This is a genomic window from Mesorhizobium sp. M0968 (assembly GCF_040319065.1).
Classification (GTDB): Bacteria; Pseudomonadota; Alphaproteobacteria; order Rhizobiales; family Rhizobiaceae; genus Mesorhizobium.
In genome coordinates this window covers 13,970-40,854 of sequence record NZ_JAMYNL010000019.1, presented here as the reverse complement: position 1 = coordinate 40,854, position 26,885 = coordinate 13,970, and the positions used below count along the sequence as shown (strand labels likewise).

The window sequence follows — 26,885 nt, the reverse complement described above, 5'->3', positions numbered from 1 at the left end:
TGGAAAATGTCCAGGACCAAGACCGCTGAAACGATCGAAAACGTTGAATTCCCGAGCTTCGACGCTTCGAAGGCCACCGACCAGATCCGTGCCTTCGCCGAAAAGGGCGTTGAGCAGTCGAAAGAGGCCTACGCCAAGCTGAAGACCGGCGCCGAGGAGACCCAGAAGGCTCTGGAGTCGACCTACGAGACCGCCAAGACCGTTTCCAGCGACCTGTCGCTCAAGACCATCGCCGCCCTGCGCGCCAATGCCGAAGCCGGCTTCGCGCATTTCGAAGCCCTGATCGGCGCCAAGTCGCTGTCGGAAGTCGTCGAGTTGCAGACCGCTTTCCTGCGCAAGCGCGTCGAAATGACCGTCGAGCAGGCTAAGGACTTCCAGGCGGTTGCTGCCAAGGCGGCCGAGGACGTATCCAAGCCGATCAAGACCGCCTTCGAGAAGGCCGTGAAAGAAATCAAGATCGCCTAATATTTGCGCACAGTTTGACGATGCATCAAAAGGTCGCATTTCGTCAGACAAATAGATGTGCGATATAGTGGTTTAAGTGAATACCCGGCGGGTGGAACCTCCTCCCTCTGCTCACCGGGATGACCAGCCAGCACCTCCTCCCGCTGGCTCGTAACAGGAAAAGGCCGGCACCTCCTCCCGCCGGCCTTTTCTTTGTCCGGCGAAAAATGACGCGATGCCGGAGCGAGCTTTTGCTTTGCCAAAAGCCTTGAATTAAACTCCGATAGCCCGTATGGACGCATCGCCGAACGACAGAGCGGGTCCCGGAGAATGAACGTTCCGTCTGGATCTCGCTCGGGCAAGCGTGCCGTTGTAGCTCAGATGGTTAGAGCGCCGGATTGTGGATCCGGAGGTCGCTGGTTCGATCCCAGCCAACGGTACCATTCAGCTTTCAGCCAGGCTTCTGACCAATAGCGCAAGCGATCTCTACGATCCGGTTGCGGTTACCTGCGATCCCGCGCCTGGCGCGTGGCGCGCAGGTGGTCCACGAGGGCCCTCAGCTTCGGCGCGATATTCCGTCTGCTTGGGAAGTAGAGATAGAAACCCGCAAACGGCGGAAAATAGCCGTCGAGGATTGGCACGAGCTCGCCGCGGTCGAGCCAGGGACGGAATGTATCGGCCATGCCGAACGTGATCCCGGCGCCCGCAACGGCCAGCCGGATCATCAGCCACATGTCGTTGGTCGTGATCTCGGGCGCGACTGCCACGTCGAACTCGCGCCCATCCTCGCCGAACTCCCAGCGATAGGGCGAAACTCCCGGCGCCGGCCGCCAGCCGATACAGCGATGAGCCACAAGCTCGCGCGGATGGGCGGGTGCTCCGAACTTTTCGAGATAGCGCGGGGCGCAGACGGCCATCTGTCGCTGATCGCCCGATACCGGCACGGCAATCATGTCCTGCTCGATCACTTCGCCGAGCCTCACTCCCGCATCATAGCCTTCGGCAACGATGTCGAATTCCTCGTCGGTGACCACAATATCCAGATGCACCTCGGGAAACCTTTCTGCAAAGGACGCCAGCAACGGTCCTGACAGAAAGGCCTCTGCGATAGACGAAACCGCGATCCGCAGGCGGCCGCGCGGGCGGTCCAGCAACTCCGTGGTGGCTTCGATTGCTGCGTTCACGTCGGCGATCGCCGGTGCGACGCTCGCCAGCAGGCGCTCGCCCGCTTCGGTCAGGTTGACGCTGCGTGTCGTGCGCTGCAGCAATGCGATGCCAAGGCGCTGTTCAAGCCTGAGGATGCTCTGGCTGACCGCTGAGCGCGTCACGCCTAGCCGGCCTGCCGCAGCACGAAAATTGCGTTCCTCGGCCACCGCGACGAAGACGGCAATTGCATTGAGATCGATATCCATTGGTTAGTCAAACTTACCATCGAGGTTAACGGCAGGCGGGTTATCGCGACAATGCCATGGCTCTATCTCTGTCGCAACGGCAAGAAGGCTTGATCCTCCCGATCCAAGCCGAAGCCGACCGACAAGGAGATATCCCATGACATCACTCCCTTCCTCCTGGGACCTGGATGGAAAAGTCGCCCTCGTGACCGGCGCGGCACGCGGAATCGGTCGTTGCACGGCGGAGCTGCTGCGTGCCCGCGGGGCCCGGATCGTGGCAAGCGATCTCAGCGACAGCGTACGCGAATTGGAAACCGAGGATGTGGCAACGCTGGTCGGCGATGTCGCCGACGAGGACCTGGCCAGACGCTCGGTCGAACTCGCCGCGAAGCGCTTCGGACGACTGGACATCGTCGTGAACAATGCCGGTCGCACGCTCAACAAACGACTGACTGAGACCTCGGTCGACGACTATGACCGCATCCTGCAGATCAACGCGCGCGGCAGCTTCGTCACTGCCCGTGCCGCTGTGGAACTGATGGCCGCCGGCGGTGGCGGCGCGATCGTCAATGTCTCATCGATCTCGGCGGTTGCGGCCTTCGAGACGCAGGCGGCCTATGCCTCGTCCAAGGCGGCTGTCGCACAGCTGACCAAGGTGATCGCGATCGAATACGGGCGCATGGGCATTCGCTGCAACGCCGTTGCCCCTGGCGTGATCGAAACCGACATCATGGAAGGCGTGGTGGAGAATGGCCGGGAGATGCTGCGCAGCTTCGGCGGCGCGCATCCAATCGGCCGGATCGGCCAGCCGCAAGAAGTTGCCGAGGCCATCGCCTTTCTTGCCTCGCCGGCATCCAGTTTCATCACCGGGGCCTTGTTTCTGGTCGATGGCGGCTACACCGCCCAGTGAGCCCCCAATAGGGCCGGCGCGCAGCGGGAGCTCACCCGCACCAAATCCCTTCACATCGTGAAAATAATCACAGACCAAAAGGATCGATGACCATGAACAGAGTTGTTCTGATCACCGGTGCCTCCAGCGGCATCGGCGCTGGCATTGCCCGCGAGCTTGGCGCGGCAGGTGCGAAGCTGATGCTCGGCGCACGCCGCACCGACCGCCTTGAAGCGCTTGCGGCCGAAATCGAGGCATCTGGTGGAACGGTTCGCGTGCGAGCGCTCGACGTCACCAGGAGGGCGGATGTCGCAGCATTCGCCGAGGCAGCCCGGGCCGAATGGGGCCAGGTCGATGTCATCGTCAACAATGCGGGCGTCATGCCGCTGTCGGCCATGGCAGCCATGAAGGTCGACGAGTGGGAGCTGATGGTGGACGTCAACATCAAGGGTGTTCTGTACGGCGTCGCGGCGGTTCTGCCCGAGATGACGGCACGCGGCTCCGGTCACATCATCAATATCGGTTCCATTGGCGCACTGGCCGTCTCGCCCACGGCTGCCGTCTATTGCGCAACGAAATACGCTGTCCGCGCGATTTCCGATGGGCTCCGCCAGGAGAGTGACGATATCCGCGTAACCTGCATTCATCCTGGCGTGGTGGAAAGCGAGCTGGCGAACATGATCTCCGACGAAGCCGCTGCCGCCGCCATGAAAAGCTGGCGTGCTATTGCCCTGCAACCCGATGCCATCGCCAGGGCAGTGCGCTATGCAATCGAACAGCCCGACGATGTCGACGTCAACGAGATAGTCGTGCGTCCGACGAAGGCGGCGCATTGATGCGATCCACTTTGGCCGCAGTGCTTACGGGTATTGCCGTTGCTGTAGCTCCAACCGGCCTGACCCTTCCTGCAACTCCAATCCTTGCGGAGGAACCAATGACGCACCAAGCTCATCCCTATGTCGGAATGTGGGTCACCGAGGATCGCCATATCAGGCACGAACTCCTGGCGAACGGCCGTTATGACGAAGCGCGCGGTGACCGCGAAAGCGCCTACCGGGGACGCTATGAAGTGCACGGCAACCACATAGAATACTGGGACGATACGGGCTTCACCGCGGATGGTGAGTTCGTCGAAGGCGTCCTCTATCATGCCGGCATGATCCTTTACCGCCAGCGGTAGAGAGCCACCCTGAGACAAGCACTTCAGGGTTTCCACAAGACGCTATTGCATGCCTTGCATGAGGCGCTCGGCAGCTTGCACGGCAAGGCCCGTCACACCACATATCTCCCAGCAAGCGCGGCGGAAAGAAGCAGGACCGCAAGCAGAGTCGACATTGCAAATGGTTATCACTATATAGCGGCGGCTTTGACGGCTCGCCTTTTACGTCGTGCCAGCGAGAGCGCGGTAAATGTGCTAGCTATTGTGACATCTATTGTGATCTAAAACGACTTGAAAACCGAAAAAAAGCAAATAGAAACAATAGCGCGGGTCGAACGAGTTTCGTCGAGAGAATCAGTCCTCAAGAACTAGAACGTGCTCCTTGAACCCTCCATTCCCTTCAGCTCTGTGGACCTCGGACAAGTTCGGCTTGCCGGGCGAAGCCGACTCGGCTCGAATGGCAGCACGCATCTTTTCGAAGATGCCGACGTTTATGATTACCAACCGGCATAGCCGCTAGGGAAACAGCAGTATGAGTGAACACGCAATCGAGTTCTTGCGCGGGTGGATTGGCGAAAAAGTCCACTGCCAGCCCTCGCCAGCCAGGATCGAGAAGCAGGCCGAGACCCTCGCCAGGGAATGTGCGGCCAAGGCCGCCGAAGCCGGCATACCCCTGGAGGATATCCAGGAAGAGGTCGGCGACATTCAGGAGCTCATTGCTTCGAGGCTCGAAGAGGCGGCCGAGGCCGATCAGGACGAGCGGAATTCCAACAAGCCTGCCGGCTGACGGACCGCCCCCCCTGGCAAAACCTGCCGGGCGAACATTGCCTGTCTGATGCAGTTGCGCGGTCTTATCGCCGCGCAGCTTTGCCAAATCTCTCCTCGAGCCACTCTTTCGGCAACGCCGGCACGAAATTGCCGTCGCGCCCGGTCATGTCTTCATTGGCGACCAGCGCGTTGAGGATTGCCTCTTCCACGCTCTGAACGACGGCGTCGAAGAACGGGTTGATGTCGGCATCCGGTATATAGCCGGCGCTGACCAGCTTGCCGGCCGCGCCGCGCGCCGCGTCGGGATTGGCCGTGCTGAAGGCCAGAAAGATATCGCCGGACGAATTGTATCCATAGCCGCCGGTTAGCGCCACGCCGAGCGGCACGCGTTTCGCCAGCCGTTTCAACTGGTGCGGCATGAATGGCGCATCGGTGGCGACGATCGCGATGATCGAGCTCTTTTCCGCTCGCGGCGTGTTGTCCCGGGTCGCCGGTTCGGCGAGTTCCGCTCCGGCTCTGATGCCACGGATCACGAGGTTCCGCCGTGCACCGAAATTCGACTGGACGAAGCAGCCGATCGTGAAACGCTCTCCATTCCAGTCGGCGCGGCGCGAGGATGTGCCGGACCCTGCCTTGAAGCCGAAGGTGATCATGCCTGCGCCGCCGCCGACGCTGCCCTCTTCGATCGGCCCGCTTTCAGCCGTTTCGAGCGCGGAAAACACGTGCTCGAAGCTCACATGGTGGCCGTTGATATCGTTCAGGAAGCCGTCGTAAGTCTCGCCCGCCACCGGCAGCGCCCAGGCGCTGTCGAGCGATTGCGGCAGCACCGCCTGCATCCAGCGCAACGTTGCGTCGCGGCTGACGCCGCAGGAATGCGTGTTGGTGATGGTGATGGGAAGATTGAACGCTCCAAGTTCCTCTATCAGATGCGAGCCGGTCAGTTCGCCATTGCCATTGGCGCTGAACATCCCGGCGAACGCCGGGACGGCCAACTCGCCTCTGGGCCGTGGCAGGATCGCGGTCACGCCGGTGCGTACCGGACCCTTGCCGACGAGGAGCGGCCCATCCCCTGAGATCAGCGTGGTATAGCCGACCATCACGCCAGGCACATCGGTGATGGCATTGAAGCGGCCTGCCGCGCCCTCGAATGGGATCGCGAAGGCACGGGCGCGCAGTTTGCCCGAGGGCGTCGCAAGATGCGGGTCGGTCATTTCTTCCTCAGAAAAGCGAACCTTGGCCGCCCGGCGCCTTGAGCTTGGCCGCGGGCTTGGCAACCGTCTTCGGCCGCGCCGTGCCACTGATGGCGACTGCATCGGCGGTGCCGTCGGCGAACTCCAGCGAAAGCGCCATTCCCGACACCACTTCCGCCGCATGCTTGACCACGGCGCCGTCCGCATCCTTGACCAGCGCGAAGCCTCGCGCCAGCACGGCCTTGTGCGAGAGCGTCGCCAGCAGCCGGTCGGCCTGCGTCAGTTTTCCACGCAGGCGGTCCAGCCGTCTTGAAATCGCCTGGTCCTGCCGCCGTGTCAGTGCCAGCAGTGCATCGCCTTGCAGTTTCTGCCGTCTGGCGATCGGCGCCGGTGACAGTCTGGTCGCCGTGCGTGAAAACCGCGCCCGACGCTCGCGCACGATGGCGAAGAAAGCCGCTTGCGCACGGGCGAGGTCGCGGCGGGTCAGAGTGCGGGCTTCGTTCATGCGCCGCGACAAGGTCGCCGGCGTCAGCCGCTGCCCCAGAAGCCTGGCTCGCTTGCGCTCGACGCTGACCGACAGCGCCCGGCCGAGCCGGCTCGTCGCCTCGTCGAAGCGCCGCCGCGGCAGCGCCAGCAACTGGTCGGGCGAGGGCAGCGCCCGGGCGGCCGCGCGTGCCGCCTGCCGCTTGCGTTCGAAATTGCGCGACAGTGCGGTCTTCAACCGCGCGCCAAGGCCGGCAAGCGTCGCTTCGAGGTCGACCTTGACCGGCACGGCGATCTCGGCGGCGCCTGTCGGCGTCGGCGCCCGCACATCCGCAGCCAGATCGATCAATGTCCAGTCGGTCTCGTGGCCGACCGCGGAAATCACCGGAATACCCGAAGCGGCGACGGCCCGGGCGAGCGCTTCGTCGTTGAAGCCCCACAGATCCTCCAGGCTGCCGCCGCCGCGTGCCACGATCAACAGATCGGGCCGCGCGATGGCGCCGTCCCATGGCAGTGCGTTGAAGCCGTTGACGGCAGCGGTCACTTCCGCACCCGCCGTCTCGCCCTGCACCCGCACCGGCCAGACCAGCACGTGCAGTGGAAACCGATCCTTGATGCGGTGGATGATGTCGCGGATGACGGCGCCTGTCGGCGAGGTGACGACGCCGATGACGCAGGGCATGAACGGCAGCCTGCGCTTGCGCGCCGCGTCGAACAGGCCTTCGGCCTGCAGCCGGCGCTTGCGCTCGTCCAGCAGCGCCATCAGCGCACCGGCACCGGCGGGCTCGAGATTGTCGATGACGATCTGGTAGGTGGATTTTCCGGGATAGGTGGTGAGCCGGCCGGTGGCGATCACCTCCATGCCTTCCTCTGGACGGAATTTCAGCCGGCTCATCGTGGTCTTCCACACCACGGCGTCGAGCCGCGCGCGATCGTCCTTCAGGCAGAAATAGGCATGGCCGGAGGAATGCGGTCCGCGATAGCCGGAAATCTCGCCGCGCACCCGTACATTGCCGAAGACGTCCTCGACCGTACGCTTCAGCGCGCCGGAAATCTCGCTCACCGTATATTCGGTGGCGTTGGTGCGTGATTCGGATGCTGCGTCGCTCATCGGCCGATTGGGGGACGGTTGTTGGCCGCCGTCAAGGCGGCCGTGTTCGATGTCGGCCTCAATCGCGCGATCACCAGCCCGGCAGGATCTGGTTAGGCTTGGTCCGCTTCATCTTGGCGAAGGCGAGGGCGGCGAAATCGAACGTGCCGGTCTCCTCGCCGAGTGGCACGGAAATATTGTCGAGGCTCTCCGAAATGTGGCGCGCAAGCGCGTCGACGATCTCCGGCCGCGAGGTCTGACCGCGCATGATGCCGATGCGGCAATCGGGCAGGGCGCCGAAACCATCGGCCTCGCCCAGCACCCGCATGCCGGGCCGCAGGGCGCATTCCGGCAGCACCGAGATCGCCAGACCGGAGAGCACCGCGGCGGCGATGACGGTGGCAGAGAAGCTGGTGAACAGGATGCGATAGTCGCGGCTCTGCTGATCGAGCACATCGGCGGCGGCCCGCCGCCAGATGCAGTTCGGCCGGCCGAAGGCCATCGGCAGGATCGGCTGCTCATGCGTCGCATGGTTGGCCGAGGTAACCCACAGCAGCGGTTCGCGCCGCACCACTTCCGACTGGCCGCGCGCGTCGTTGTGCGTCACCAGCGCCAGGTCGAGATTGCCGCGCTTGATGTGTTCGACCAGTCCCGGCGTCGGTTCGCAGATAACGGTCAGTTCGACATGCGGGTTGGAACGGGCAAACCGCGCCATGATCTCTGGCAAGAAGCGATCGGCATAATCGTCCGGCGTGCCGATGCGGATGGTGCCTTCGAGCCGGCGGTCGTCGAAGGCGGCCAGTGTTTCCTTGTTGAGATAGAGCAGCCGCCTTGCGTAGGAGAGCAGTCTGTCGCCTTCCTCGGTCAGCCTGTTGGTGCGGCCGTCTTTTTCGAACAGCGGCTTGCCGATCCGTTCCTCCAGCCGCCGCATCTGCATCGACACCGCAGACTGGGTCCGATGCACCGCTTCCGCCGCGCGGGTAAAGCTGCCGGTGTCGACAATCGAGATGAAGGTCTGCAACTGATCGAGATCGAGCGGCGCTTTCATTGGCCTAATCCATCATTGATGCTGATGCTAAAGATTAGAAACATTCGTTGGATTAATCAATCGGGCCATGGCAAATTCCGATTGTCCACATGAAGCGAATGCATGTCGCCCAAAAGTGGGCACCGGTTTTGGGGCGACGACATGCATCATCTTAGATGAATCGAAGCCGGAACGGCCGCTGTCGCCAGCGCCCGATCGACCGGTTTCGCCCGTTCGAATGTGAAGGAGATCGACATGGCTACGTTTGATTTCGCTACCGAGACCTCGCGCATCACTTCGCGTCCGGCCGTTGCGACGCGCGTGGCCAACGCCGCTGCCAATGTTTACCGCGCCTGGAAAAACCGCCGCGCCTTTTATCGCCTCGGCGAGATGTCGGATGCCGAGCTCGCCGACATCGGCCTGACCCGCGCCGACCTGCACGTCGCTGTCGGTGTACCCTTTGGCCGCGATCCGACCGAAAGGCTTCGCGTTATCGCGATCGAGCGCGCCGAAACGATCGAGGATATTGCCCGCAAGGTGGCGTGATCGCGTGGTTTCGCCGTTCGGGCGCGTTGAACCTTTTTGAGGCACGACGCCACTAAGTTACGCAGGCTCCCCACTCCCTGCCGGATCCCCCCGGCCAGCCTGCGCGCTGCCCGGTCCTCCCAGGACCGGGCTTTCTTTTTTGGGCGGCACTGATGATTGGTTGCCGGTGTCTGGTCTAGCGCCGGCCCATGCCCTGCTTGAACTGGTCGAAGATCGACTCCATGCCTTTCTGGTAGTCGTCGCGCTGCTGGGCGCCTGTCTCGAACATCTTGCCGAACAGGTCGTCAAACGGATTTCTCGGCCTGCCGCTCGGATTGGCCTGCGGCTGCGGCGCCTGGGGTTGCTGCGGCGCCTGACGCGGCTGAGACTGTTGTGCGCCACCGCCGAACATGTCCTGCAGCACCTTGCCGAGCGGATTGTCACCATAAGGGTTCTGTGTCTGCTGGGGTTGGTTCTGCGGCTGCTGTGGCTGTGGTGCACCGCCGCCGAACATATCCTGCAGCACCTTGCCGAGCGGATTGTCACCATAAGGGTTCTGTGTCTGCTGCAGCACCTTGCCCAGCGGATTGTCGCCGTAAGGGCTCTGCGTCTGTTGCGGCTGCTGCCCGCCGAACATATCCTGCAGCACCTTGCCGAGCGGGTTATCCGTGGGGCCTGCAGGCTGAGGGGCCGGCGCCTGGCCGCCGCCGCCCGCCTGCCGCATCATCTGCTCGATGAGCTCGCCAAGCGGATTGCCGCCGCCTGCCGCATGCATCTGCCCGCCCAGCTGGTTGGTGGTCTGCTTGAACAGCCCGCCCATCATCATCGAGGCGATTGCCGGCAGCATCTGCTGCAACACCTGCTGGCTGACGCCGCTCGCCTGCGCGGCCTGGTTGGCGACGGCCCGCGACAGGTCCTTCGAGCCGAACAAATGGCCGAGAATGCCGTTGCCTTCATCGAGGCCCTGCGGCGAGAAGGCCCGGCTTGCATCCTCGAAATATTTGGCGTGCTGGCCGCTGGCCATCGCCGTCATGAAGGAGCCGAGCCCATAAGGGTCGGAAGTGTTGCGCTTCAGCCCCTGCGAAAAGGCCGGCAGCAGCGCCGCGACCGCCGCCTGCGTCTGCTGCTGCGAAAGCCCGAACTGCTGGGCCAGCGCCTGCATGCCGTTGCCGTTCTGGGCCTGTGCCAGAATATCGAACAATGAAGGCATTGTTTTCTCCTCCGGGAAAATCCTCGTTGGAGAAGCCTAATTCGTTTCCATCACTGATTGAAGCGAATTTGCCGGAGCGTCGGCCAAGCGGATAGCGAAGCGTTAATACGCGTATTCCATGAACACGGGCTCGATCGAGCCGCCCCAGCGCGTGTGGTAGGCCGAGAGCATCTCTTCGGCGCTGGTGGTGCCACGCGCGACGACCTCGTCCAGCGTGTTGAGGAACGAGGTCTCGTCATAGCCGTCGCGGTTCTTGCGGCCGCGGTTCTTCAGTCCCATGCGCGAGATGACGAGCACGTCACGGGCTATCTCGCGCAATGTCGTGTTGCGGAAGGGCGCCGAAATGCCCTGTTCCGGCACCGCGTTGCGCATTGCCAGCACTTCGTCGTAGCTCCAGCTCGAGGTCAGCGCCTCGGCCGCGTCGAGCGCAGCCGCATCATAGAGCAGCCCGACCCAGAAGGCCGGCAGCGCGCAGATGCGCCGCCACGGCCCGCCATCGGCGCCGCGCATTTCGAGAAAGCGCTTCAGCCGCACATCCGGGAACAGCGTCGAGAGATGGTTCGCCCAGTCGCCCATCGTCGGCAGCCCGTCCGGCAGGTCGTTGCGGGCAGCACCCGCCATGAACTGGCGGAAGGTGATGTGCGTCATGTCGTGGTATTGGCCATCGCGGATGACGAAATACATCGGCACGTCGAGCGCCCATTCGACATAATCGGCAAAGCCGAAATCGGGCGAGAAGCAGAATTCGAGCAGGCCGGAGCGCTGATTGTCGGTGTCGCGCCAGATCTCGCCGCGCCAGCTCTGCAGGCCGTTCGGCCGGCTTTCGGTGAAGGGCGAGTTGGCAAACAGCGCCGTCGACAGCGGCTGCAGCTTCAGCGACACCTGCATCTTGCGGCGCATGTCGGCTTCGCTTTCGAAGTCGAGGTTCACCTGGATCGTGCAGGTCCGGTACATCATGTCGAGACCTTTGGTGCCGACCTTGGGCATGTAGCGGGTCATGATCTCGTAGCGCGATTTCGGCATCTTCGGCGTCTCGGCCAGTGACCATTTCGGGCTGCCGCCAAGGCCGAGAAAACGAATGCCCATCGGTTCGGCGATCTCGCGCACCTGCGCCAGATGCGCATTGCCTTCGCGGCAGGTCTGGTGGATCGTCTCCAGCGGCGCGCCGGACAGCTCGAACTGGCCGCCGGGCTCCAGCGAGATCGCGCCCTGGCCGGTCGGCTCGACCAGGCCGATGATGCGGCCGGCATCCATGATCGGGTCCCAGCCGAGTTTGTCCTGCATGCCTTCGAGGATGGCGCGGATGCCGCGCTCGCCGCCATAGGGCACCGGCGCATTGCCGTCGACATAGAACGGGAATTTCTCGTGCTCGGTGCCGATGCGCCATTTGTCGCGCGGCTTGTTGCCTTCGGCCAGGTGCTCGACGAGTTCGTCGACGCTTTCTATCGGCCGGAAATCGGTTGTATCGCGCGCCATAGGAGCCCTCCGCACATGACCCTGAAAATCGGCTTCGATTTTCGGAACGGATCAGGTGCCCAATCAAATGCTACAGCGTCCTTTGCGCGCCCGAAAGGACACGCGGCCGCTGCCGGCGCTAGATGGACGAAATGTCAGTAGCCGATCAAGCGAAAAATCCTGAGCCAGCGGGTAATTGGAATTGATCACCAATCGCCGATTGTCGCCTGGATCAGCGCCAGTGCCGCCACCGCCGCCGTATCCGCTCGCAGGATGCGCGGCCCGAGCGGAATCGCGGTAACGAAAGGCAGCGCTCTCAGCATCTTGCGTTCCTCGTCGGAAAAGCCGCCCTCCGGTCCGACCAGCAGGCCGAGCTTTCTCTCCCGCACCGCCTGCAATGCCGGCAGGGGATTGTTGGTCGATGCATCCTCGTCGCAGAAGATCAGCCGCCGCTCGCCGTCCCAGTTGCTGAGCAGGCGCTCGAATTTTTCCGCTTCGCGCAGCTCTGGCACCGCCAATATGCCGCATTGCTCGGCCGCCTCGACGACATTGGCGCGCAGGCGCTCGATGCCGGGTTTTGCCACCTGCGTATGCTGGGTGATGACCGGCTGCAGGATGCCAGCGCCCATCTCGACCGCCTTTTGCACGAGGTAGTCGAGCCGCCCCTGCTTCAGCGGCGCGAAGCAATAGACGAGATCGGGCAACGGCGGCTGCGGCCGCTGCAATGCCAGCAACCTCAGGCGCAACGCCTTCTTCGACTTCGTGGCGATCGCCGCCGACCATTCGCCGTCGCGGCCGTTGAAGACCAGAATTTCGGCGCCTTCGCCGAGCCGCAGCACGTGCGAGAGATAATGGCTCTGCTGCGGGCCGACGTCGAACTCGATGTCCGGTCCAAGCCCGTCCGGCACGAACAGCCGCTGCATCTTGTAATTGGCGCGCATCGCCGAGGAATGGGCGAGGCCATCGCCGGCGTCAAGCCTCCGCGCTGGCGTGCCAGACAGGTCTGTAGCCACGCTTCAGCACGGAAACAGTTGTCGCCGGCGTGAGCATGCCGATTGGACCGTCGGTAAAACCGCCGAACCCCACCGGTTCGCCATAACCGCCGAAACTCCAGGGCAGCGCGGCGCCGTCAAACAGGGCGTACGCCCTGTTTGCTGACGAGATCATCGTGCCGTCCGGCAAGTCCGCAAGCGCTTCCGGTTCCAGTCTCGTCGCCCGCCCGCCCGATGCCAGGCGCTCCTTGTGCAGGCGCTTGTCGAGCTGCGGCGCGCGTGACTCGGCAATGCCGAAGGCGTCGCCGAAACGCCGGACAAAATCCCTGGCCCGCTCGCGCCGGCAGAAGAAGCAGGGACGGTGGCCGGCGGCAAGTGCCGTCACCTCGTCGAGGAAAAACAGCTCGGTCCAGCCGGCCTTGCCGCCAGCCCGGTTGCGCCCCATCGGCTCGCGCCGCACGTTGCCGAATTCGCAGACGCAGATGATCCAGGCTTGCAGCGCCCAGCGCTTCTTCAACAGCGTTCTCGTCTCGGGGTCGTGAATGATGCCGCGATTGCCCATGAACAGGCCGCGCTCCGGCACGGCATGGATGGCGCCGAACGGGTCGACCCGGTTTTGCAGTGGCATAGGCGTTCCCTGTTGGCTGCAATGCTGGCGCCATGATATCGCTCGTTGCATCAATTTCATGTCAGCAGGTTTCGATGCGGGTCTTGGTTGTCCAGAACTTCGACAATGAGGGCCTTGGCCAGATCGGCGCGGCGCTTGTCGAGGCGGGCGTCGATGTCGACCTGCGCCGTCCCTACTGCGGCGACGCGCTGCCGCAAGATAGCGGCGGGCATGACGCCATGGTGGTGCTCGGCGGCGCGCAGAATGCGCTGGACGACGAGCTCTGTCCTTATTTTCCTGGCCTGCTCGACCTGACGCGCGACTTTGCCGAGAGGGATCGCGCGGTGCTTGGTATCTGCCTCGGCAGCCAGTTGGTCGCGCGCGCCTTTGGCGGCGAGAACCAGATCGGCGGCGCGTCGGAGTTCGGCTGGCACGAGGTCGCGCTCACCGCGGCGGCGCAGGCCGATCCGGTGCTCGCCGCCTTGCCTGAAAAATTCCCGATCTTCGAATGGCACGACGACACCTTTGTCTTGCCCGAGACTGCCGTGCGGCTGGCCGGCAACGCCGTCGCCGAGAACCAGGCGTTCCGCATCGGCCGCGCCGTCTATGGCTTTCAGTTCCATTTCGAGGCCGACCGGCCGATGGTTCGCGACTGGAGCACGTCCTTCGCACCGCTGATCGCCGAACGCCATCCGGATTGGGCCGTCCGGCTCGACGACGAAATGGCCCGCAACGGACCGCAAGCCGATGCCGCCGGCCTGGCCATCGCCCGCGCCTGGGTGGCGACGATCTGACGGCTCATACAGCCAACGTTGCCTATTTGGCGACGTTGCATATTTGGCACGCGGCGGCAAATCCGCCGGGGATAACGCGTTTCATCCTTGGCCTGTGTCTGTCCGCCAGCCTAAAAGGCGCGCGCTCTGCATCTCGCGTGCAACCGCGATGAACCTTTCCTGTGACCCGCGCGACACACCACCGATACAGAACATGCCTAGAAGCGCGAAACCGTCCGACATTTGCGACGTATTTTGCGTTTCAACGCATTGGTAACCCGCTCGTGCATAGATGCAGGAAGCTCAACAAGAGATGACGTCCGTGAAAGCAGCCTTTTTGTCCTTTGTCATGTTGTCGGCTATCGTCTTGTGCGGCCTCGGCATTTATTCCGCCGACGCGGCCAACGACCACAATGCCGTTGACGGCTACGGCGTCACCGCCGCGCTTCGCTAGCCTCTCTGCTCATAATCCCACGCGTTTCCTACGCTCGCTCACCCGTCACTGTCAGGATATGCTTGTCCGCGCCGTCCACCACGAGCGCGGTGAGGTTTCCCGACTGCCAGGCGAGGGTGTCGACATTGACGCGGTTGCCGGTGATTTCGGCCTTGGGCACCGGCGTATGACCGTGCACCACGATCTTCGGATGAAGGCCGGTGTGGTCGTGGAAGACCTCGCGGATCCAGATCAGGTCCTGCCGGCTCTGGCTTTCCAGCGCAACGCCGGGCCGGATGCCGGCATGGCAGAAGAAGAAGTCGCCGAACGTCACTGAGAAGGGCAGCGAGCGCAGGAACTCGACATGGTTCTGCGGCACCGCCTCGACCAGTGCGGCGTGCCCTTGCCGCAGTGCCGCATCGGCGCGGCCAAACCAGGCGCTGCTCCCACCGAGCGACACGCCATAGGATAGCGCCGTCTGGATGCCGCCATAGCGCATGAACAGCCCGTCCGGATCGGGGACATCGAGAAAATCGAGAAAGCCGAGATCATGATTTCCGGCGAGCATCAGGTGACGCGGATCGCGTCTTTGCGCGTCGATCAGGAAATCGATGACGCCCCTGGAGTCCGGGCCGCGATCGACATAGTCGCCGAGATGGATCACGCGCCAATCGGCCGACGGCCTTTGACCGAGCTCCGCCTCGATCCGCCGGTGCATGGCGGTCAGCAAATCGAGCCGGCCGTGCACATCGCCGATCGCGTAAAGGCGCATGCCTTGCGGTCCGCGCGCCTCGTAGAAACTGATGCCGGGCTCCGTCAATGCCTGCGTCGCCTCCGTGGTCATGCCGTCACGGGACTTTAGCGCCGAAGCTGATCCTTGCCCATGTCGGTGACCAGGCGCTTTCCGCACAGAGCCAGCGTTATGTCCATCTCCTTGCGGATGATTTCCAGCGCCTTGGTAACCCCTTCCTTGCCGAGTGCGCCGAGGCCGTACAGGAAAGGCCGGCCGATATAGGTGCCCTTGGCGCCGAGGCACAGTGCCTTGAGCACGTCCTGGCCGGAACGGATGCCGCCGTCCATATGCACCTCGATCGCGTCGCCGACGGCGTCGGCGATCTCTTCGAGCGCCATGATCGACGACGAGGCGCCGTCGAGCTGGCGGCCGCCATGGTTGGAAACGATGATCGCGTCGGCGCCTGTCCTGGCCGCCATCAGCGCATCCTCCTTGTCGAGTATGCCTTTCAGGATCAGCTTGCCGCCCCAGCGCTCCTTGATCCAGGCGACGTCCTTCCACGACAGATGCGGATCGAACTGCTCCTTCGTCCACGACGACAGCGAGGCGAGGTCGCCGACGCCCTTGGCATGGCCGACGATGTTGCGGAAGCTCCGGCGCTTGGTCCCGGCCATGCCGACGCACCAGCGCGGCCTGGTCGCCATCTGCCACAGGTGCTTCGGCGTCATCCGCGGCGGCGCCGAAAGCCCGTTGCGGATATCCTTGTGGCGCTGACCGAGGATCTGCAGGTCGAGCGTCAGCACCAGCGCCGAACATTTCGCCGCCTTTGCGCGGTCGATCAAATCGAAGACGAAATCCTTGTCGCGCAGCACATAGAGCTGGAACCAGAACGGCTTCCTGGTCACCGACGCGACATCCTCGATCGAGCAGATGCTCATTGTCGACAGCGTGAACGGCACACCGAATTCTTCCGCCGCCTGGGCCGCCAGCATCTCGCCGTCCGGATGCTGCATGCCGGTCATCCCGGTCGGCGCCAGCGCCACTGGCATCGTCACCTTCTCGCCGATCATGGTCGATTCCAGCGAGCGGTTATCCATGTCGACCAGCACGCGCTGGCGGAACTTGATCTTCTGGAAATCTTCCTCGTTGGCCCGGTAGGTGCTTTCGGTCCAGGCGCCGGAATCGGCGTAGTCGAAGAACATCTTCGGCACGCGGCGGCGTGCCAGGTCCTTGAGGTCGGCGATGGTGAGAATGCTGCTCATGGATCTCTTTCCGCTGGTTCTTCGCTGGTTCGTCGTTGAATTTTTCTGAGCGGGGCCTACGGCTGTTTTCTTGCCGCCTCGCCGTCACCGGGCTCGGAGCGCTGCCTGAGCCTCAGCCGCGACACGCGCTGCCAGTCGCCGCTGCGCTCGGCCTCGGCCATCGATCGTTCGACGTAGGAGATGTGGTCCATCGCCGCCTGCCGCGCCGCAGCCGGATCGCCGGCCTTAACCGCCGCATAGATTGCCCGGTGCTGCGAAAGCAGCGCCTCGCGCGCGCCCGGCACGTTGAACACCAGCCGCCGGTTCTGGAATACGCCTTCCGACAGCAGCCGATAGCAGGAGCGCAGCGTGTGCAGCAGGATGATGTTGTGCGCGCATTCGCAGATCGCGTGGTGGAACTCGACATCGATTTCCGCCTCGTCGTCGAAATTGCCGGTCCGGTGCGCCTCGTCCATACGTGCCATGATGCGGTCGAGCAGCGCCAGATCGTCCGATGTGGCACGCCGCGCCGCATATTCCGCCGCCACCGCCTCGATCTCGCGGCGGTACTCCAGATAGTCGGTCACCGCCTTGCGGTGCATCGAGATCAGGTCGGTCACCGGCTTGGTGAACAGCTGGCCGATGACATCGGCGACATGGGTGCCGCCGCCCGGCCGTGTCGTCAACAGCCCGCGCCCTTCCAAGGCTTTCAAGGCATCGCGCAGGATCGGCCGCGACACCTCGAACTGGCGCGCCAGTTCGCGCTCGCCCGGCAGCCGGTCGCCGGTGCGCAGGACGCCTTCGAGGATCAGGCTCTCGATCTGCTGCACCACCTCGTCGGCGGTGCGCGAATGCTCGATCCGGGAGAAAATGTCGCTCAAACGGGATGCCTGGGGGTTGAACCGATGTCGCGCAAGATAAAGCCGGCGTCGCCAACTGGTCAAATTATTTATCCAATTCGCCGGGGGCCGGGTCCGCTTCACAGCCGCGGCGCCATATCATCTTCAGCTAAATTGGGCGTTTGCGTCCCCTGGCGATTGCCTCTAGAGGGACATCATTGCCAAAGGGCTCACAGAAGCCCGGGGGACCAGCCGTGCCAGACGCCGAGCCTTCCAACCTCGAATTCCAGCTGCGCGCCAAAGCCGTGGGCGGCACCGTCATGGGCTTTCCGGCGCATGAAGGTCGGCCGGGCGCGCTCGGCGAGGTCCACGCCCGGCCGCAGCCGCTGGTCGAAAAGCCGCGCGTGCTGGTGCAGCTTTCCTTCATGACCGAAGCTGGATCCGGGATCGATCAGGCCGTGCTTTCCGAATTGTCGCGACGCCTCGGCATCGCCGCGCCCGACCCTCACGCCCGCCACCACGCGATGAAATGGGGCAAGGGCTCGCTGCGCTGGGAACGCCACACGGAATTCTCGACCTATCTCTGGGAAGGCCCGCTCGGCGAAAACGGCAGGGGGCAAGAGGACACACCCTTCGGCAACGGGTTTTCGCCGCCGGGCACGGTGATTTCCGGCATCAGGCTGGAGATCCGCAAATGGACGCCGGCGAACGAAAAACTGATCGCCGGCTTCGACCCGACCAGCCTGTGCTATTCGCTGGTCGAGCGCGGCAACGCGGCCATCGTCACCGATTTCCGTCAGGATGGCGACGGCTTGACCCGAATGCTGGTGCTCGACCGCGGCCTGACCCCGGCGCGCACCGGGGCACTGTCGCAGCGGCTGATCGACATCGAGACCTACCGCACGCTGGCCATGCTTGGGCTGCCGCTGGCCCTGACGCTGTCCGGTCGGGCCCGCCGCATCGAAGACAGGCTGGCCCAGACCACGTTGGAAATGAAGGTCGCCGAGACCCGCGACAGCCAGACGCTGCTTGCCGACTTGACCGAACTGGCCGCCGAGCTGGAGGCCGATGCCGCCTCCAGCCTCTACCGCTTCGGCGCCAGCCGCGCCTATGACGGCATCGTGCGCGAACGGCTGGAGGCGCTCGACGAAGAGGCGGTGCCCGGCTACGACACCTGGGGCGGTTTTCTGCAGCGCCGCGTGGCGCCGGCGATGCGTACCTGCCGTTCGGTCGAGGAGCGTCAGGCCAATCTGTCGACGAAGCTCACCCGTGCCACCACACTGCTGCGCACCTGGGTCGACGTCGAGGTCGAGAAGCAGAACCGCGATCTTTTGGCGTCGATGAACAATCGCGCCCGCCTGCAATTGCGGCTGCAGCAGACGGTGGAGGGGCTCTCGGTCGCCGCGGTTTCCTACTATGTCGTCGGCCTCATCGGCTACGTCGCCAAGGGCGCCTCGATCTTCGGCCATGCCTTCGCGCCGGAAATGGTCACCGCCGCCTCGGTGCCGCTCGCCGTCGTGCTCGTCTGGTGGGGCGTGCGCCGCGTCCGCCGCATGCACTCCGAACCAGGCAAGCAGCCGGGCGAGTAATGTGGGGCGCAGCGGCAGATTGCCGCTGCGGAAGGCTGTCCCGGCCATAGGCCTCTCATCCCGGCCAACGCGGCATTTGCAAGCGACCACTGTCGCTGGTAAAAGATTTTTACCAGTCGATCGAAGGAGGCTGTCGATGTCCGGCCTTGCCATGCCGAAACCAGACGACGCCACGATGCGCCGGCGCGACGAGATCGTCGCCGATATGCGCATCATGGTGCCGGGCGAGGGCGTCGTCGACGCCGCCAATGCCATGCGCGCCTTCGAGAGCGACGGGCTCACCGCCTACCGGCAATTGCCGCTCGTCGTTGTACTGCCGCAAACCGTGGCCCAGGTGTCGCGGGTGCTGAAATATTGCAGCGACCGCAACATCCGCGTCGTGCCGCGCGGCTCCGGCACCTCGCTCTCCGGCGGTGCGCTGCCGCTCGAAGACGCGGTGCTGCTGGTGATGAGCCGCTTCAACCGCATCCTCGAGATCGATTTTCAGAACCGCGTCGTCGTCGCCCAGCCCGGCGTCACCAATCTCGGCATCACCACCGCCGTCGAGCAGGAGGGCTTCTATTACGCCCCCGATCCATCCTCCCAGATCGCCTGCTCGATCGGCGGCAATGTCGCGGAAAATTCCGGCGGCGTGCACTGCCTGAAATACGGTCTCACCGCCAACAATGTGCTCGGCATCGAGATGGTGCTGATGAATGGCGAGGTGGTGCGCCTCGGCGGCAGCCATCTCGACGCGGAAGGCTACGACCTGCTCGGCGTCATGACCGGCTCCGAAGGACTGCTCGGCGTCGTAACCGAGGTCACCGTACGCATCCTGAAGAAGCCGGAGACGGCGCGTGCCCTGCTGATCGGTTTCCCGACCAGCGAGCAGGCCGGCCAATGCGTTGCCGACATCATCGGCGCCGGCATCATTCCGGGCGGCATGGAGATGATGGACCGTCCGGCCATCCACGCCGCCGAGGATTTCGTCCAGGCCGGCTATCCCCTGGACGTCGAGGCGCTGCTGATCGTCGAGCTGGACGGGCCGGGTGTCGAGGTCGACCATCTGATCGGCCTGGTCGAAGCCATCGCCTATAGGAACGGCTCGACCACATGCCGCACGTCGCAGTCGGAACAGGAGCGGCTGAGCTTCTGGGCCGGCCGCAAGGCGGCGTTCCCGGCGGTCGGCCGCATCTCGCCCGACTACTACTGCATGGACGGCACCATCCCGCGCAAGGAACTGCCGCGCGTGCTCGCCGGCATGCGCGAACTGTCGCAGAAATACGGGCTCGGCGTCGCCAATGTCTTCCACGCCGGCGACGGCAATCTGCACCCGCTCATCCTCTATGACGCCAACGTGCCGGGCGAACTCGACAAGGCGGAGAGTTTCGGCGCCGACATATTGCGGCTCTGCGTCAAGGTCGGTGGCGTGCTGACCGGAGAGCACGGGGTCGGCATCGAGAAGCGCGACCTGATGCCGGAAATGTTCAACCAGATCGACCTCGACCAGCAGATGCGCGTCAAATGCGCCTTCGACCCCAACCATCTTTTGAATCCCGGCAAGGTCTTCCCGCAATTGAGGCGATGCGCCGAGCTCGGGCGGATGCACGTGCATCGCGGCCAAGTGGCGTTTCCGGACATTCCGAGGTTTTGAGCGCGTATGTTAGCGCTTGAACACCCCCCTCTGTCCTGCCGGACTTCTCCCCCTCAAGGGGGGAGATTGGCAGCTTCGGCGCCTCGCCCTCCCGTTAACACTGGAGATTGGCGAAGCCCGACGCAGCATCCGATCTCCCCCCTTGAGGGGGAGATGTCCCGCAGGACAGAGGGGGGCGCGAAGGAACACGACGTTCCCGCATTTGCAAATGCCGCGTCCGTTCTATGACCACCTTCACCCCGTCAACAGCCGCGGAAACCGTATCCACCGTCGCTTGGGCGGCCGCGGAAGACTCGCCGCTCGAAATCCTCGGCCACGGCTCCAAGCGCGGTATCGGCCGGCCGCAGCAGAGCGAGCATACGCTCGACCTTTCCAAACTCTCCGGCGTCATGCTTTACGAGCCGGCCGAACTGGTGCTGTCGGCAAAAGCCGGCACGCCGCTGGCCGAAATCGAAAGCCTGCTTGCCGAAAACGGCCAGCAACTTGCCTTCGAACCGATGGATTACGGCCCGCTGCTCGGCGGTGAGCCAGCGCGAGGCACGATCGGCGGCGCACTCGCCGCGAACCTTTCCGGCCCGCGCCGGCTGAAGGTGGGTGCTGCGCGCGACCATATCCTCGGCATAGCGGCCGTTTCCGGGCGCGGCGAGGCCTTCAAGTCGGGCGGCCGCGTCGTCAAGAACGTCACCGGCTACGATCTGTCCAAGCTGATGGCCAACAGCTGGGGCACGCTGGCGGTGCTCACGGACGTCACCTTCAAGGTGCTGCCTGCTGCCGAGACCGAAGTCACGCTTGCCATCCGCGGCCTGCTCGACGATCACGCCGCCGCCGCCATGGCGCTGGCGCTGGGTTCCAGCGCCGAAGTGTCGAGTGCTGCCCATCTTCCCGAACGGGTCGCAGCCAGGGTCGCCGGCGGCAGTCTCGGCAGCGATGCCGCGACGCTGCTGCGCATCGAGGGCTTCGGCCCGTCGGTCGCTTACCGCATTGCCGCGCTGAAAGACCTGCTGAAAAACGCTGGGCCGCTGCAGGAGATTTCCGGTTCGGTCTCGTACTCGGTCTGGCGCGGTGTCCGCGACTGCGCGCCGTTCGCCGATGGCAGCGAAAGGCCGGTGTGGCGCGTCTCGATGGCGCCGTCGCGGGGCCACCAGATGGTGCTGGCGCTGCGCATGCAGGCCCCGGTCGAAGCCTTCTATGATTGGCAGGGCGGGCTGATCTGGCTGCGCATGCAGCAGGACGATCCCGAGGCTGGCCTGTTGCGCGGCCTGATCAGAAGACATGGCGGCGGCCATGCGACGCTGGTGCGCGCAACCCCTTCGCACCGCGCCGCCGTACCGGTGTTCGAACCGCAAGCGCCGCAACTGGCAGCACTGTCGGCGCGGCTGAAGGCCGAATTCGACCCGAAGAATATCCTCAATCCCGGCCGTATGGCGCCGGGCGCAAGCTCTGCTACTCTCGCGCCGGCAACCGAGGGAGGAGCACAATGAGCGATCCAGGCCAAAACGGTACGTCACGCCAGACCGACCGCTGGCTGGAGCCCGGCCCGACCAACGCGCTGGTCATCTACATCCTCTATCTCGCCGGCCTGGCCATCGGCGTCAGCGGCATTGTCGGCATCGTCCTGGCCTATATCAATCGCGGCAAGGCCGGCGGCTTCGTCGAAAGCCATTACACATTCCTGATCCGCACCTTCTGGATCGGCCTGCTCTATGCACTGATCTCGGCGCTGCTGATGATCGTGGTCATCGGTGTCGTGCTGATGGTTGCCGTTGCCGTCTGGTTCATCGCCCGCTGCATTCTCGGCCTGCAGGCGCTGCAGCGCGGCGAGGCGGTCAAGAACCCGGAAAGCTGGCTTCTGGGATTATGAGCATGATCCCCAAAACTGGGTACCGGTTTTGGGAAAGGATCATGCTCAAACGGTAGGGATTCGTTTACGTGCAGACCAATTTCTCAGCTGCCCAGCTCGCCGATCCGCATGTCGCGGAATCGGAGAAGATCCTGCGCAAATGCGTGCATTGCGGCTTCTGCACCGCCACCTGCCCGACCTATGTGACGCTCGGCAACGAACTGGATTCGCCGCGCGGCCGGATTTATCTGATCAAGGACATGCTGGAAAACGGACGGCCGGCCGACAAGCAGATCGTCACCCATATCGACCGCTGCCTGTCCTGCCTCGCCTGCATGACCACCTGCCCGTCGGGCGTCAACTACATGCATCTGGTCGACCACGCCCGCGTCCATATCGAGGAGACCTACAAGCGTCCGCTGGCCGATCGCCTGACACGCGCCATGCTGGCCTTCGTGCTGCCCTACCCCTCGCGTTTCCGCGCGGCGCTCAAGCTGGCGAAGCTCGGCCAGCCATTCGCCGGCCTGTTTGAGAAAATCCAGGCATTGAAGCCTTTGGGCGCGATGTTGAAGCTGGCCCCGGCGTCGGTCCCGGCAGTCTCGCCGATGGCCTCGCCGGGCGTCCATGCCGGGCAGGGCGCGAAGAAAAATGGCCGCGTCGCCATCCTCACCGGCTGCGCGCAATCCGTGCTCGATCCCGGCATCAACGACACGACGATTTCGCTGCTGACCCGGCTTGGCGTTGAGGTCGTGGTGGCCGAGGGCGAGGGCTGCTGCGGCGCGCTGGTGCATCATATGGGGCGCGAGGACGCTGCCTTGGCGTCGGCCCGACGGAACGTCGACGCCTGGACGCGCGCCATCGAGCAGGGCGGACTCGACGCCATCGTCATCACCGCATCCGGGTGCGGCACCACCATCAAGGATTACGGCTTCATGCTGCGCCTCGATCCGGCCTATGCCGACAAGGCTGCGCGGGTCTCGGCGCTGGCCAGGGACATCACCGAATATCTGGGAAGCCTCGACCTGCCCGAGCCGGTCCGCAAGCCGGGCACCATCGTCGCCTATCACTCAGCCTGCTCGATGCAGCACGGCCAGAAGATCACCCGCCAGCCGAAGGAGCTTCTGGCCAGAGCCGGCTTCGTCGTGCGCGAGCCGCGCGAAGGGCATTTGTGCTGCGGTTCGGCCGGCACCTACAACATCCTGCAGCCCGAGATTTCGGCGACGTTGCGCGACCGCAAGGTCAGGAATATCGAGGCGACCGGTGCTGAAATCGTCGCCACCGGCAATATCGGCTGCATCACCCAGATCGCTTCCGCCGCCAAGCTGCCGGTGGTGCATACGATAAAGCTGCTCGACTGGGCCTATGGCGGCGAGCCGCCAAAATTGGTTTGATTGCTGCGCACCTGCCGATGAGACTGCCGAGATGCCCAACCCAAAGTCCGAAGAGATTGGAACCGTCGTTCGGCTGCTGTCGGACAGATCGCCGGCGACGTTCCAGGCCAGCTATGGCGAATGCCAGACAATCATCGCTCGTCATCTCAAGGATGGGTCCGAATTCCTGTTTGCGCTCATAAAGGCAGCGGTAGAAGCCGACGTCCAGCAAGACAATCTGATTATCGACGCCGTTTCGTTTCTCGACGACGCGCATTTGGCTCGTCTGGCATTTTTCCTGCAAGAGGAAGTGAAACGCGGAATAGACGTGGAGGATCTGCTGGCTCACGTCGCCTTGCAGGCGCCGGAATTGTTTCCAGACAGTACCTTGGGCGACATTCCCGATTTCGCAGACTGGCTGACGCATGATGATCCTCGTTCGCCGCCGGCATGTCATCATTTCAGCTTTGAGGAAGGCGCTCCGAGCGACATGTCTTTTCCGACGCATCGCCATCATCCTACCTGGCATCTGCCGGCGACTGGCAGGCCACTTACGGTCGGCGGCGAAGGATCGGCAGTGTGCCCGACCTGTCGAGAGCGACTGATACATCTGATTACGCTGGACGATCTTGGGAATGAGCTGACGATGCCTCTTCCCAGACTCCGTATCGAGACCTGTACGAATTCTCTCGAACCGACCTATTATTCCCACGACGCTGCCGGTGTGCCGACGCCGATCGCGCCTCTGCATTCGCCCTACATTGAGAGGCCTGCAAAAGCCGCCGAGAAAAGAACTGTTCGGTTGGCACCGACGCCTAAACGGTGGCTCAGGCAGTCGTACGGGATAAGCAATTCAAGGCAAAACCTGTTTCGGCTTGGTGGGCTGCCGTCATGGATTCAGGGACCGCAGTTTCCAGTCGTTCCCGGAACGGACCGGGAAATGAAATTTCTTCTTCAGTTCGATTCACTCGCCGGTTTCTTCTGGGGCAGCGGCGGCGTGCTCTACGTCTTCTGGGATGACGAGTCCCGGATCACCTGCCATGTGCCGCAATGCACGTGACGAAGGCGCCTACTCCGCCGCCAGCCGGTCTGCCGTGCCGTAGGTTGCCTGATAGCGGGCACGCTGCCGGCTGAGGGCCACCATCGTGTTGCGCAGCAGGATCGCCACCGTGATCGGGCCGACGCCGCCCGGCACCGGCGTGATCCACGACGCGACATGCCTGACGCTCTCGGCATCGACGTCGCCGACGATGCGGCTCTCGCCGTCCGGCCCGATTTCCGAATTGATGCCGATATCGATGACGGCGGCGCCCGGCTTGACCATGTCGGCCTTGATCAGCCGCGGTTTGCCGACCGCGACGAACAGTGCGTCGGCGCGGCGTGCGTGTGCCGCCACCGAACGCGTCATGTGGTGACAGACGGTCACCGTCGCGCCTTCGCTCATCAAGAGGAACGCGATCGGCTTGCCGACGATCTCGGAATGGCCGACGACCACCACCTCGAGCCCCTTGAGGTCGAGGCCGGTTTCCCTGAGCAGTTCGACCGAAGCGGCGGCGGTGCAGGGCGCCAGGTCGAGCTGGTTGTAGACGATGTTGCCGATCGAGGCCGGATGCATGCCCTCGACATCCTTGAGCGGATGCACCGCCGCCTGCAGCGTCTTGATCGGAATGTGCACCGGCACCGGCCGCTGGATGATGATGCCGGTGACGCGCGGGTCGGCGTTAAGCCCGTGGATTGCCGCTTCCAGCTCGCCGGCGGTGATGTCGGCGCGAAAGCGCCTTTCCTCGAAGCCGATGCCGGCCAACCCGGCCTTGGCGCGCTGGTTGCGGACATAGACGTCGACTGCGGCGGTATCGCCGACGGTGACCGACACCAGCTTGGGCGGAAAGCCTTCGGCGGTGGCGATCGCCGCGTCCTCGCGCACGCCGGCGATGATGCGTTGAGCAACCGGGCCGCCTCTGAGATAGCGGCTGTCGTCGGAAAGGGACATCGGGATGGGGCCTTTAGCTGGATTTTAGCCGCCACATAGCAAAGCAACCGCGAAAAGGCAGCGCGAAAAGCGAACCGCCATGCCGGTCGCGCGACGTGCCGGCAAAATCTTCCCGTCAATTCCTGCTGGCGGAAACAAAAAGGGCAGCACGGCTTGCCGCGCTGCCCTTTCGTGACTGGCCGCATCCCCACACGGCCCGTCCCCCGTTATTCAATGCTCCCGAGGCTTCTGAGCAGAATCATCGATGAGGTCAACCGCAGATTACATGACTACAACCGTCGTGCCAACATTGACCCGCTCGTAAAGGTCGACCACGTCCTCGTTGCGCATGCGGATGCAGCCCGACGACACCGCGCCGCCGATCGTCCAGGGCTGATTGGTGCCGTGGATACGGTACTCGGTCGAGCCGAGATAGAGCGCGCGTGCGCCGAGCGGGTTTTCCATGCCGCCGGCGAGATAGGTCGGCAGATAACGGCCCTTGGCGGCTTCGCGGGCGATCATCACCGCCGGCGGCCGCCAATCCGGCCAGACGCGCTTGTTGGTGATCTTGTGGGTGCCGGACCATTCGAAGCCCGGCTTGCCGGTGCCGACGCCATAACGCCGCGCCTTACCGTTCTTCCCGACCAGATAGAGGAAATTCTCTCGCGTATCGATGACGATCGTGCCCGGCTTCTGCGGGCCGTCATAGGCGACTTCCTGCGGCAGATAGATCGGGTCGATCTGCGGCCGCATCACCATGCGCTTGGCCGGCGCCTGCACCGCTGCGGTGCGCAGCTGATCGGGTTCGGCCAGCCGCCGGTAGCGCCGTTGCGGCTGCGCCTCTTGCCGGCTCTGCCGCACGATGCCCGGGGCATGGCCGAGCTGCAGCACCCAGGGTGCCGAAAGATCCGGGCTGACCACCACCGGCGGCCTCTCCGCATAGCGGTCGTTGGCATTGGCGGCGCCGGCAGCAAGTACGGCCGCGGCGCCGAACAGTGGGAACAAGAATGTCTTCATCGCAACGCACCTTGATCGTCGAACATGCCGGGGTGCAAAGCCTCCCCGATTTCGCCGACATTGGGCGCGAAGCGGCAACCGAAACATGAATCGGAATGTGTAAAATGCCGATCTGTCAGTAAAGCTTTTGGTGTGGTTACCGCCCGGTTCAGGAATCTGGTAAAGCCGCGGTAAAGGCCGCGTCAAAACGCGTTAACGCCAAGATACGAACGGAATTC

At 63.9% G+C, this 26,885-nt stretch carries 27 protein-coding genes and 1 tRNA gene; 15 read left to right on the top strand and 13 right to left on the bottom strand.

Features of this window, described 5'->3' with window-relative positions:
- Positions 1–6: 6 nt before the first annotated feature.
- Together NKH67_RS25275 and NKH67_RS25270 are read left to right on the top strand one after the other, a co-directional pair.
- Positions 7–465: a phasin gene (locus NKH67_RS25275; protein WP_352450940.1), complete on the top strand. Its 459-nt coding sequence runs from the start codon at positions 7–9 to the stop codon at positions 463–465.
- A gap of 345 nt (positions 466–810) precedes the next feature.
- Positions 811–887 (top strand) — tRNA-His (locus NKH67_RS25270).
- A gap of 60 nt (positions 888–947) precedes the next feature.
- Here the strand turns inward: NKH67_RS25270 and NKH67_RS25265 are convergent.
- Positions 948–1,856, bottom strand: coding sequence for a LysR family transcriptional regulator (locus tag NKH67_RS25265; protein WP_353031981.1), 909 nt, complete (start codon positions 1,854–1,856; stop codon positions 948–950).
- Positions 1,857–1,992: 136 nt separating this feature from the next.
- Here NKH67_RS25265 and NKH67_RS25260 point away from each other — a divergent pair, with 136 nt between their 5' ends.
- The 4 genes from NKH67_RS25260 (at position 1,993) to NKH67_RS25245 (ending at position 4,670) form a co-directional block, all read left to right on the top strand.
- Complete coding sequence (locus NKH67_RS25260) at positions 1,993–2,745, top strand: SDR family NAD(P)-dependent oxidoreductase (RefSeq protein ID WP_352472702.1); 753 nt, start codon at positions 1,993–1,995, stop codon at positions 2,743–2,745.
- Positions 2,746–2,831: 86 nt separating this feature from the next.
- Positions 2,832–3,560: an SDR family oxidoreductase gene (locus NKH67_RS25255; protein WP_352472701.1), complete on the top strand. Its 729-nt coding sequence runs from the start codon at positions 2,832–2,834 to the stop codon at positions 3,558–3,560.
- The gene (locus NKH67_RS25250) at positions 3,560–3,904 is read left to right on the top strand and encodes an Atu4866 domain-containing protein (protein ID WP_352472700.1); all 345 of its coding nucleotides are present in this window, start codon (positions 3,560–3,562) and stop codon (positions 3,902–3,904) included. The genes NKH67_RS25255 and NKH67_RS25250 overlap by 1 nt, the downstream gene beginning before the upstream one ends.
- 511 nt (positions 3,905–4,415) lie before the next feature.
- On the top strand, positions 4,416–4,670 hold the full coding sequence (locus NKH67_RS25245) for a DUF768 domain-containing protein (RefSeq protein WP_023677464.1): 255 nt from the start codon (positions 4,416–4,418) through the stop codon (positions 4,668–4,670).
- A 64-nt stretch (positions 4,671–4,734) separates the two neighbouring features.
- On the opposite strand, the gene NKH67_RS25240 is transcribed toward NKH67_RS25245, so the two are convergent.
- The 3 genes from NKH67_RS25240 to NKH67_RS25230 form a co-directional block, all read right to left on the bottom strand.
- Positions 4,735–5,862, bottom strand: coding sequence for a DmpA family aminopeptidase (locus NKH67_RS25240; protein ID WP_352472699.1), 1,128 nt, complete (start codon positions 5,860–5,862; stop codon positions 4,735–4,737).
- Positions 5,863–5,869: 7 nt separating this feature from the next.
- On the bottom strand, positions 5,870–7,435 hold the full coding sequence (xseA, locus tag NKH67_RS25235; protein WP_352472698.1) for an exodeoxyribonuclease VII large subunit: 1,566 nt from the start codon (positions 7,433–7,435) through the stop codon (positions 5,870–5,872).
- A gap of 70 nt (positions 7,436–7,505) precedes the next feature.
- Positions 7,506–8,462, bottom strand: coding sequence for a LysR substrate-binding domain-containing protein (locus tag NKH67_RS25230; RefSeq protein ID WP_023680469.1), 957 nt, complete (start codon positions 8,460–8,462; stop codon positions 7,506–7,508).
- A 234-nt stretch (positions 8,463–8,696) separates the two neighbouring features.
- Between NKH67_RS25230 and NKH67_RS25225 the strand changes: the two genes are divergently transcribed.
- Entirely contained in the window at positions 8,697–8,987 is a 291-nt protein-coding gene (locus tag NKH67_RS25225) for a DUF1127 domain-containing protein (RefSeq protein ID WP_352450947.1), read from the top strand.
- Between the two features lie 175 nt (positions 8,988–9,162).
- Here NKH67_RS25225 and NKH67_RS25220 read toward each other — a convergent pair whose 3' ends face one another.
- The 4 genes from NKH67_RS25220 to NKH67_RS25205 form a co-directional block, all read right to left on the bottom strand.
- Positions 9,163–10,176, bottom strand: a complete 1,014-nt coding sequence (locus NKH67_RS25220) for a DUF937 domain-containing protein (protein WP_353031978.1) — start codon at positions 10,174–10,176, stop codon at positions 9,163–9,165.
- Positions 10,177–10,278: 102 nt separating this feature from the next.
- Complete coding sequence (locus NKH67_RS25215) at positions 10,279–11,652, bottom strand: glutamate--cysteine ligase (protein WP_352541776.1); 1,374 nt, start codon at positions 11,650–11,652, stop codon at positions 10,279–10,281.
- A 185-nt stretch (positions 11,653–11,837) separates the two neighbouring features.
- Positions 11,838–12,572: a 16S rRNA (uracil(1498)-N(3))-methyltransferase gene (locus tag NKH67_RS25210; RefSeq protein WP_352681196.1), complete on the bottom strand. Its 735-nt coding sequence runs from the start codon at positions 12,570–12,572 to the stop codon at positions 11,838–11,840.
- A 31-nt stretch (positions 12,573–12,603) separates the two neighbouring features.
- Positions 12,604–13,251, bottom strand: coding sequence for a hypothetical protein (locus NKH67_RS25205; RefSeq protein ID WP_352680835.1), 648 nt, complete (start codon positions 13,249–13,251; stop codon positions 12,604–12,606).
- A gap of 74 nt (positions 13,252–13,325) precedes the next feature.
- Here NKH67_RS25205 and NKH67_RS25200 point away from each other — a divergent pair, with 74 nt between their 5' ends.
- Both NKH67_RS25200 and NKH67_RS25195 read left to right on the top strand, forming a co-directional pair.
- Positions 13,326–14,024, top strand: a complete 699-nt coding sequence (locus NKH67_RS25200; protein ID WP_352680837.1) for a type 1 glutamine amidotransferase — start codon at positions 13,326–13,328, stop codon at positions 14,022–14,024.
- A gap of 292 nt (positions 14,025–14,316) precedes the next feature.
- Positions 14,317–14,457, top strand: a complete 141-nt coding sequence (locus tag NKH67_RS25195; protein ID WP_292664785.1) for a hypothetical protein — start codon at positions 14,317–14,319, stop codon at positions 14,455–14,457.
- Positions 14,458–14,485: 28 nt separating this feature from the next.
- Here NKH67_RS25195 and NKH67_RS25190 read toward each other — a convergent pair whose 3' ends face one another.
- The 3 genes from NKH67_RS25190 to NKH67_RS25180 are packed head-to-tail and all read right to left on the bottom strand — an operon-like array spanning position 14,486 to position 17,291.
- Positions 14,486–15,256 (bottom strand): metallophosphoesterase, encoded by a 771-nt coding sequence (locus tag NKH67_RS25190; protein WP_353032004.1) that lies wholly within the window; start codon positions 15,254–15,256, stop codon positions 14,486–14,488.
- Between the two features lie 38 nt (positions 15,257–15,294).
- Positions 15,295–16,431: an alpha-hydroxy acid oxidase gene (locus NKH67_RS25185; RefSeq protein WP_352680839.1), complete on the bottom strand. Its 1,137-nt coding sequence runs from the start codon at positions 16,429–16,431 to the stop codon at positions 15,295–15,297.
- Between the two features lie 56 nt (positions 16,432–16,487).
- Positions 16,488–17,291 carry a FadR/GntR family transcriptional regulator gene (locus NKH67_RS25180; RefSeq protein WP_352680841.1) on the bottom strand — a complete coding sequence of 268 codons (804 nt, stop codon included), beginning with the start codon at positions 17,289–17,291 and terminating at the stop codon, positions 16,488–16,490.
- A 212-nt stretch (positions 17,292–17,503) separates the two neighbouring features.
- Here NKH67_RS25180 and NKH67_RS25175 point away from each other — a divergent pair, with 212 nt between their 5' ends.
- The 6 genes from NKH67_RS25175 (at position 17,504) to NKH67_RS25150 (ending at position 24,741) form a co-directional block, all read left to right on the top strand.
- On the top strand, positions 17,504–18,838 hold the full coding sequence (locus NKH67_RS25175; protein ID WP_352680843.1) for a DUF3422 family protein: 1,335 nt from the start codon (positions 17,504–17,506) through the stop codon (positions 18,836–18,838).
- 136 nt (positions 18,839–18,974) lie between these two features.
- A complete protein-coding gene (locus NKH67_RS25170) occupies positions 18,975–20,471 on the top strand; it encodes an FAD-linked oxidase C-terminal domain-containing protein (RefSeq protein ID WP_352680845.1) in 1,497 nt (498 codons plus the stop codon).
- A 224-nt stretch (positions 20,472–20,695) separates the two neighbouring features.
- Complete coding sequence (locus NKH67_RS25165; RefSeq protein WP_352680847.1) at positions 20,696–21,952, top strand: FAD-binding protein; 1,257 nt, start codon at positions 20,696–20,698, stop codon at positions 21,950–21,952.
- Positions 21,949–22,332 (top strand): DUF4870 family protein, encoded by a 384-nt coding sequence (locus NKH67_RS25160; protein WP_352502092.1) that lies wholly within the window; start codon positions 21,949–21,951, stop codon positions 22,330–22,332. The genes NKH67_RS25165 and NKH67_RS25160 overlap by 4 nt, the downstream gene beginning before the upstream one ends.
- Positions 22,333–22,400: 68 nt before the next feature.
- Positions 22,401–23,702, top strand: coding sequence for a glycolate oxidase subunit GlcF (glcF, locus tag NKH67_RS25155; protein ID WP_352502093.1), 1,302 nt, complete (start codon positions 22,401–22,403; stop codon positions 23,700–23,702).
- Positions 23,703–23,733: 31 nt separating this feature from the next.
- Positions 23,734–24,741, top strand: a complete 1,008-nt coding sequence (locus tag NKH67_RS25150; RefSeq protein WP_352680849.1) for a hypothetical protein — start codon at positions 23,734–23,736, stop codon at positions 24,739–24,741.
- 9 nt (positions 24,742–24,750) lie between these two features.
- Here the strand turns inward: NKH67_RS25150 and NKH67_RS25145 are convergent, their stop codons facing one another.
- Positions 24,751–25,671, bottom strand: coding sequence for a bifunctional 5,10-methylenetetrahydrofolate dehydrogenase/5,10-methenyltetrahydrofolate cyclohydrolase (locus NKH67_RS25145; RefSeq protein ID WP_352618472.1), 921 nt, complete (start codon positions 25,669–25,671; stop codon positions 24,751–24,753).
- A gap of 261 nt (positions 25,672–25,932) precedes the next feature.
- Entirely contained in the window at positions 25,933–26,667 is a 735-nt protein-coding gene (locus NKH67_RS25140; protein ID WP_352472683.1) for a L,D-transpeptidase, read from the bottom strand.
- Between the last annotated feature and the right edge of the window lie 218 nt (positions 26,668–26,885).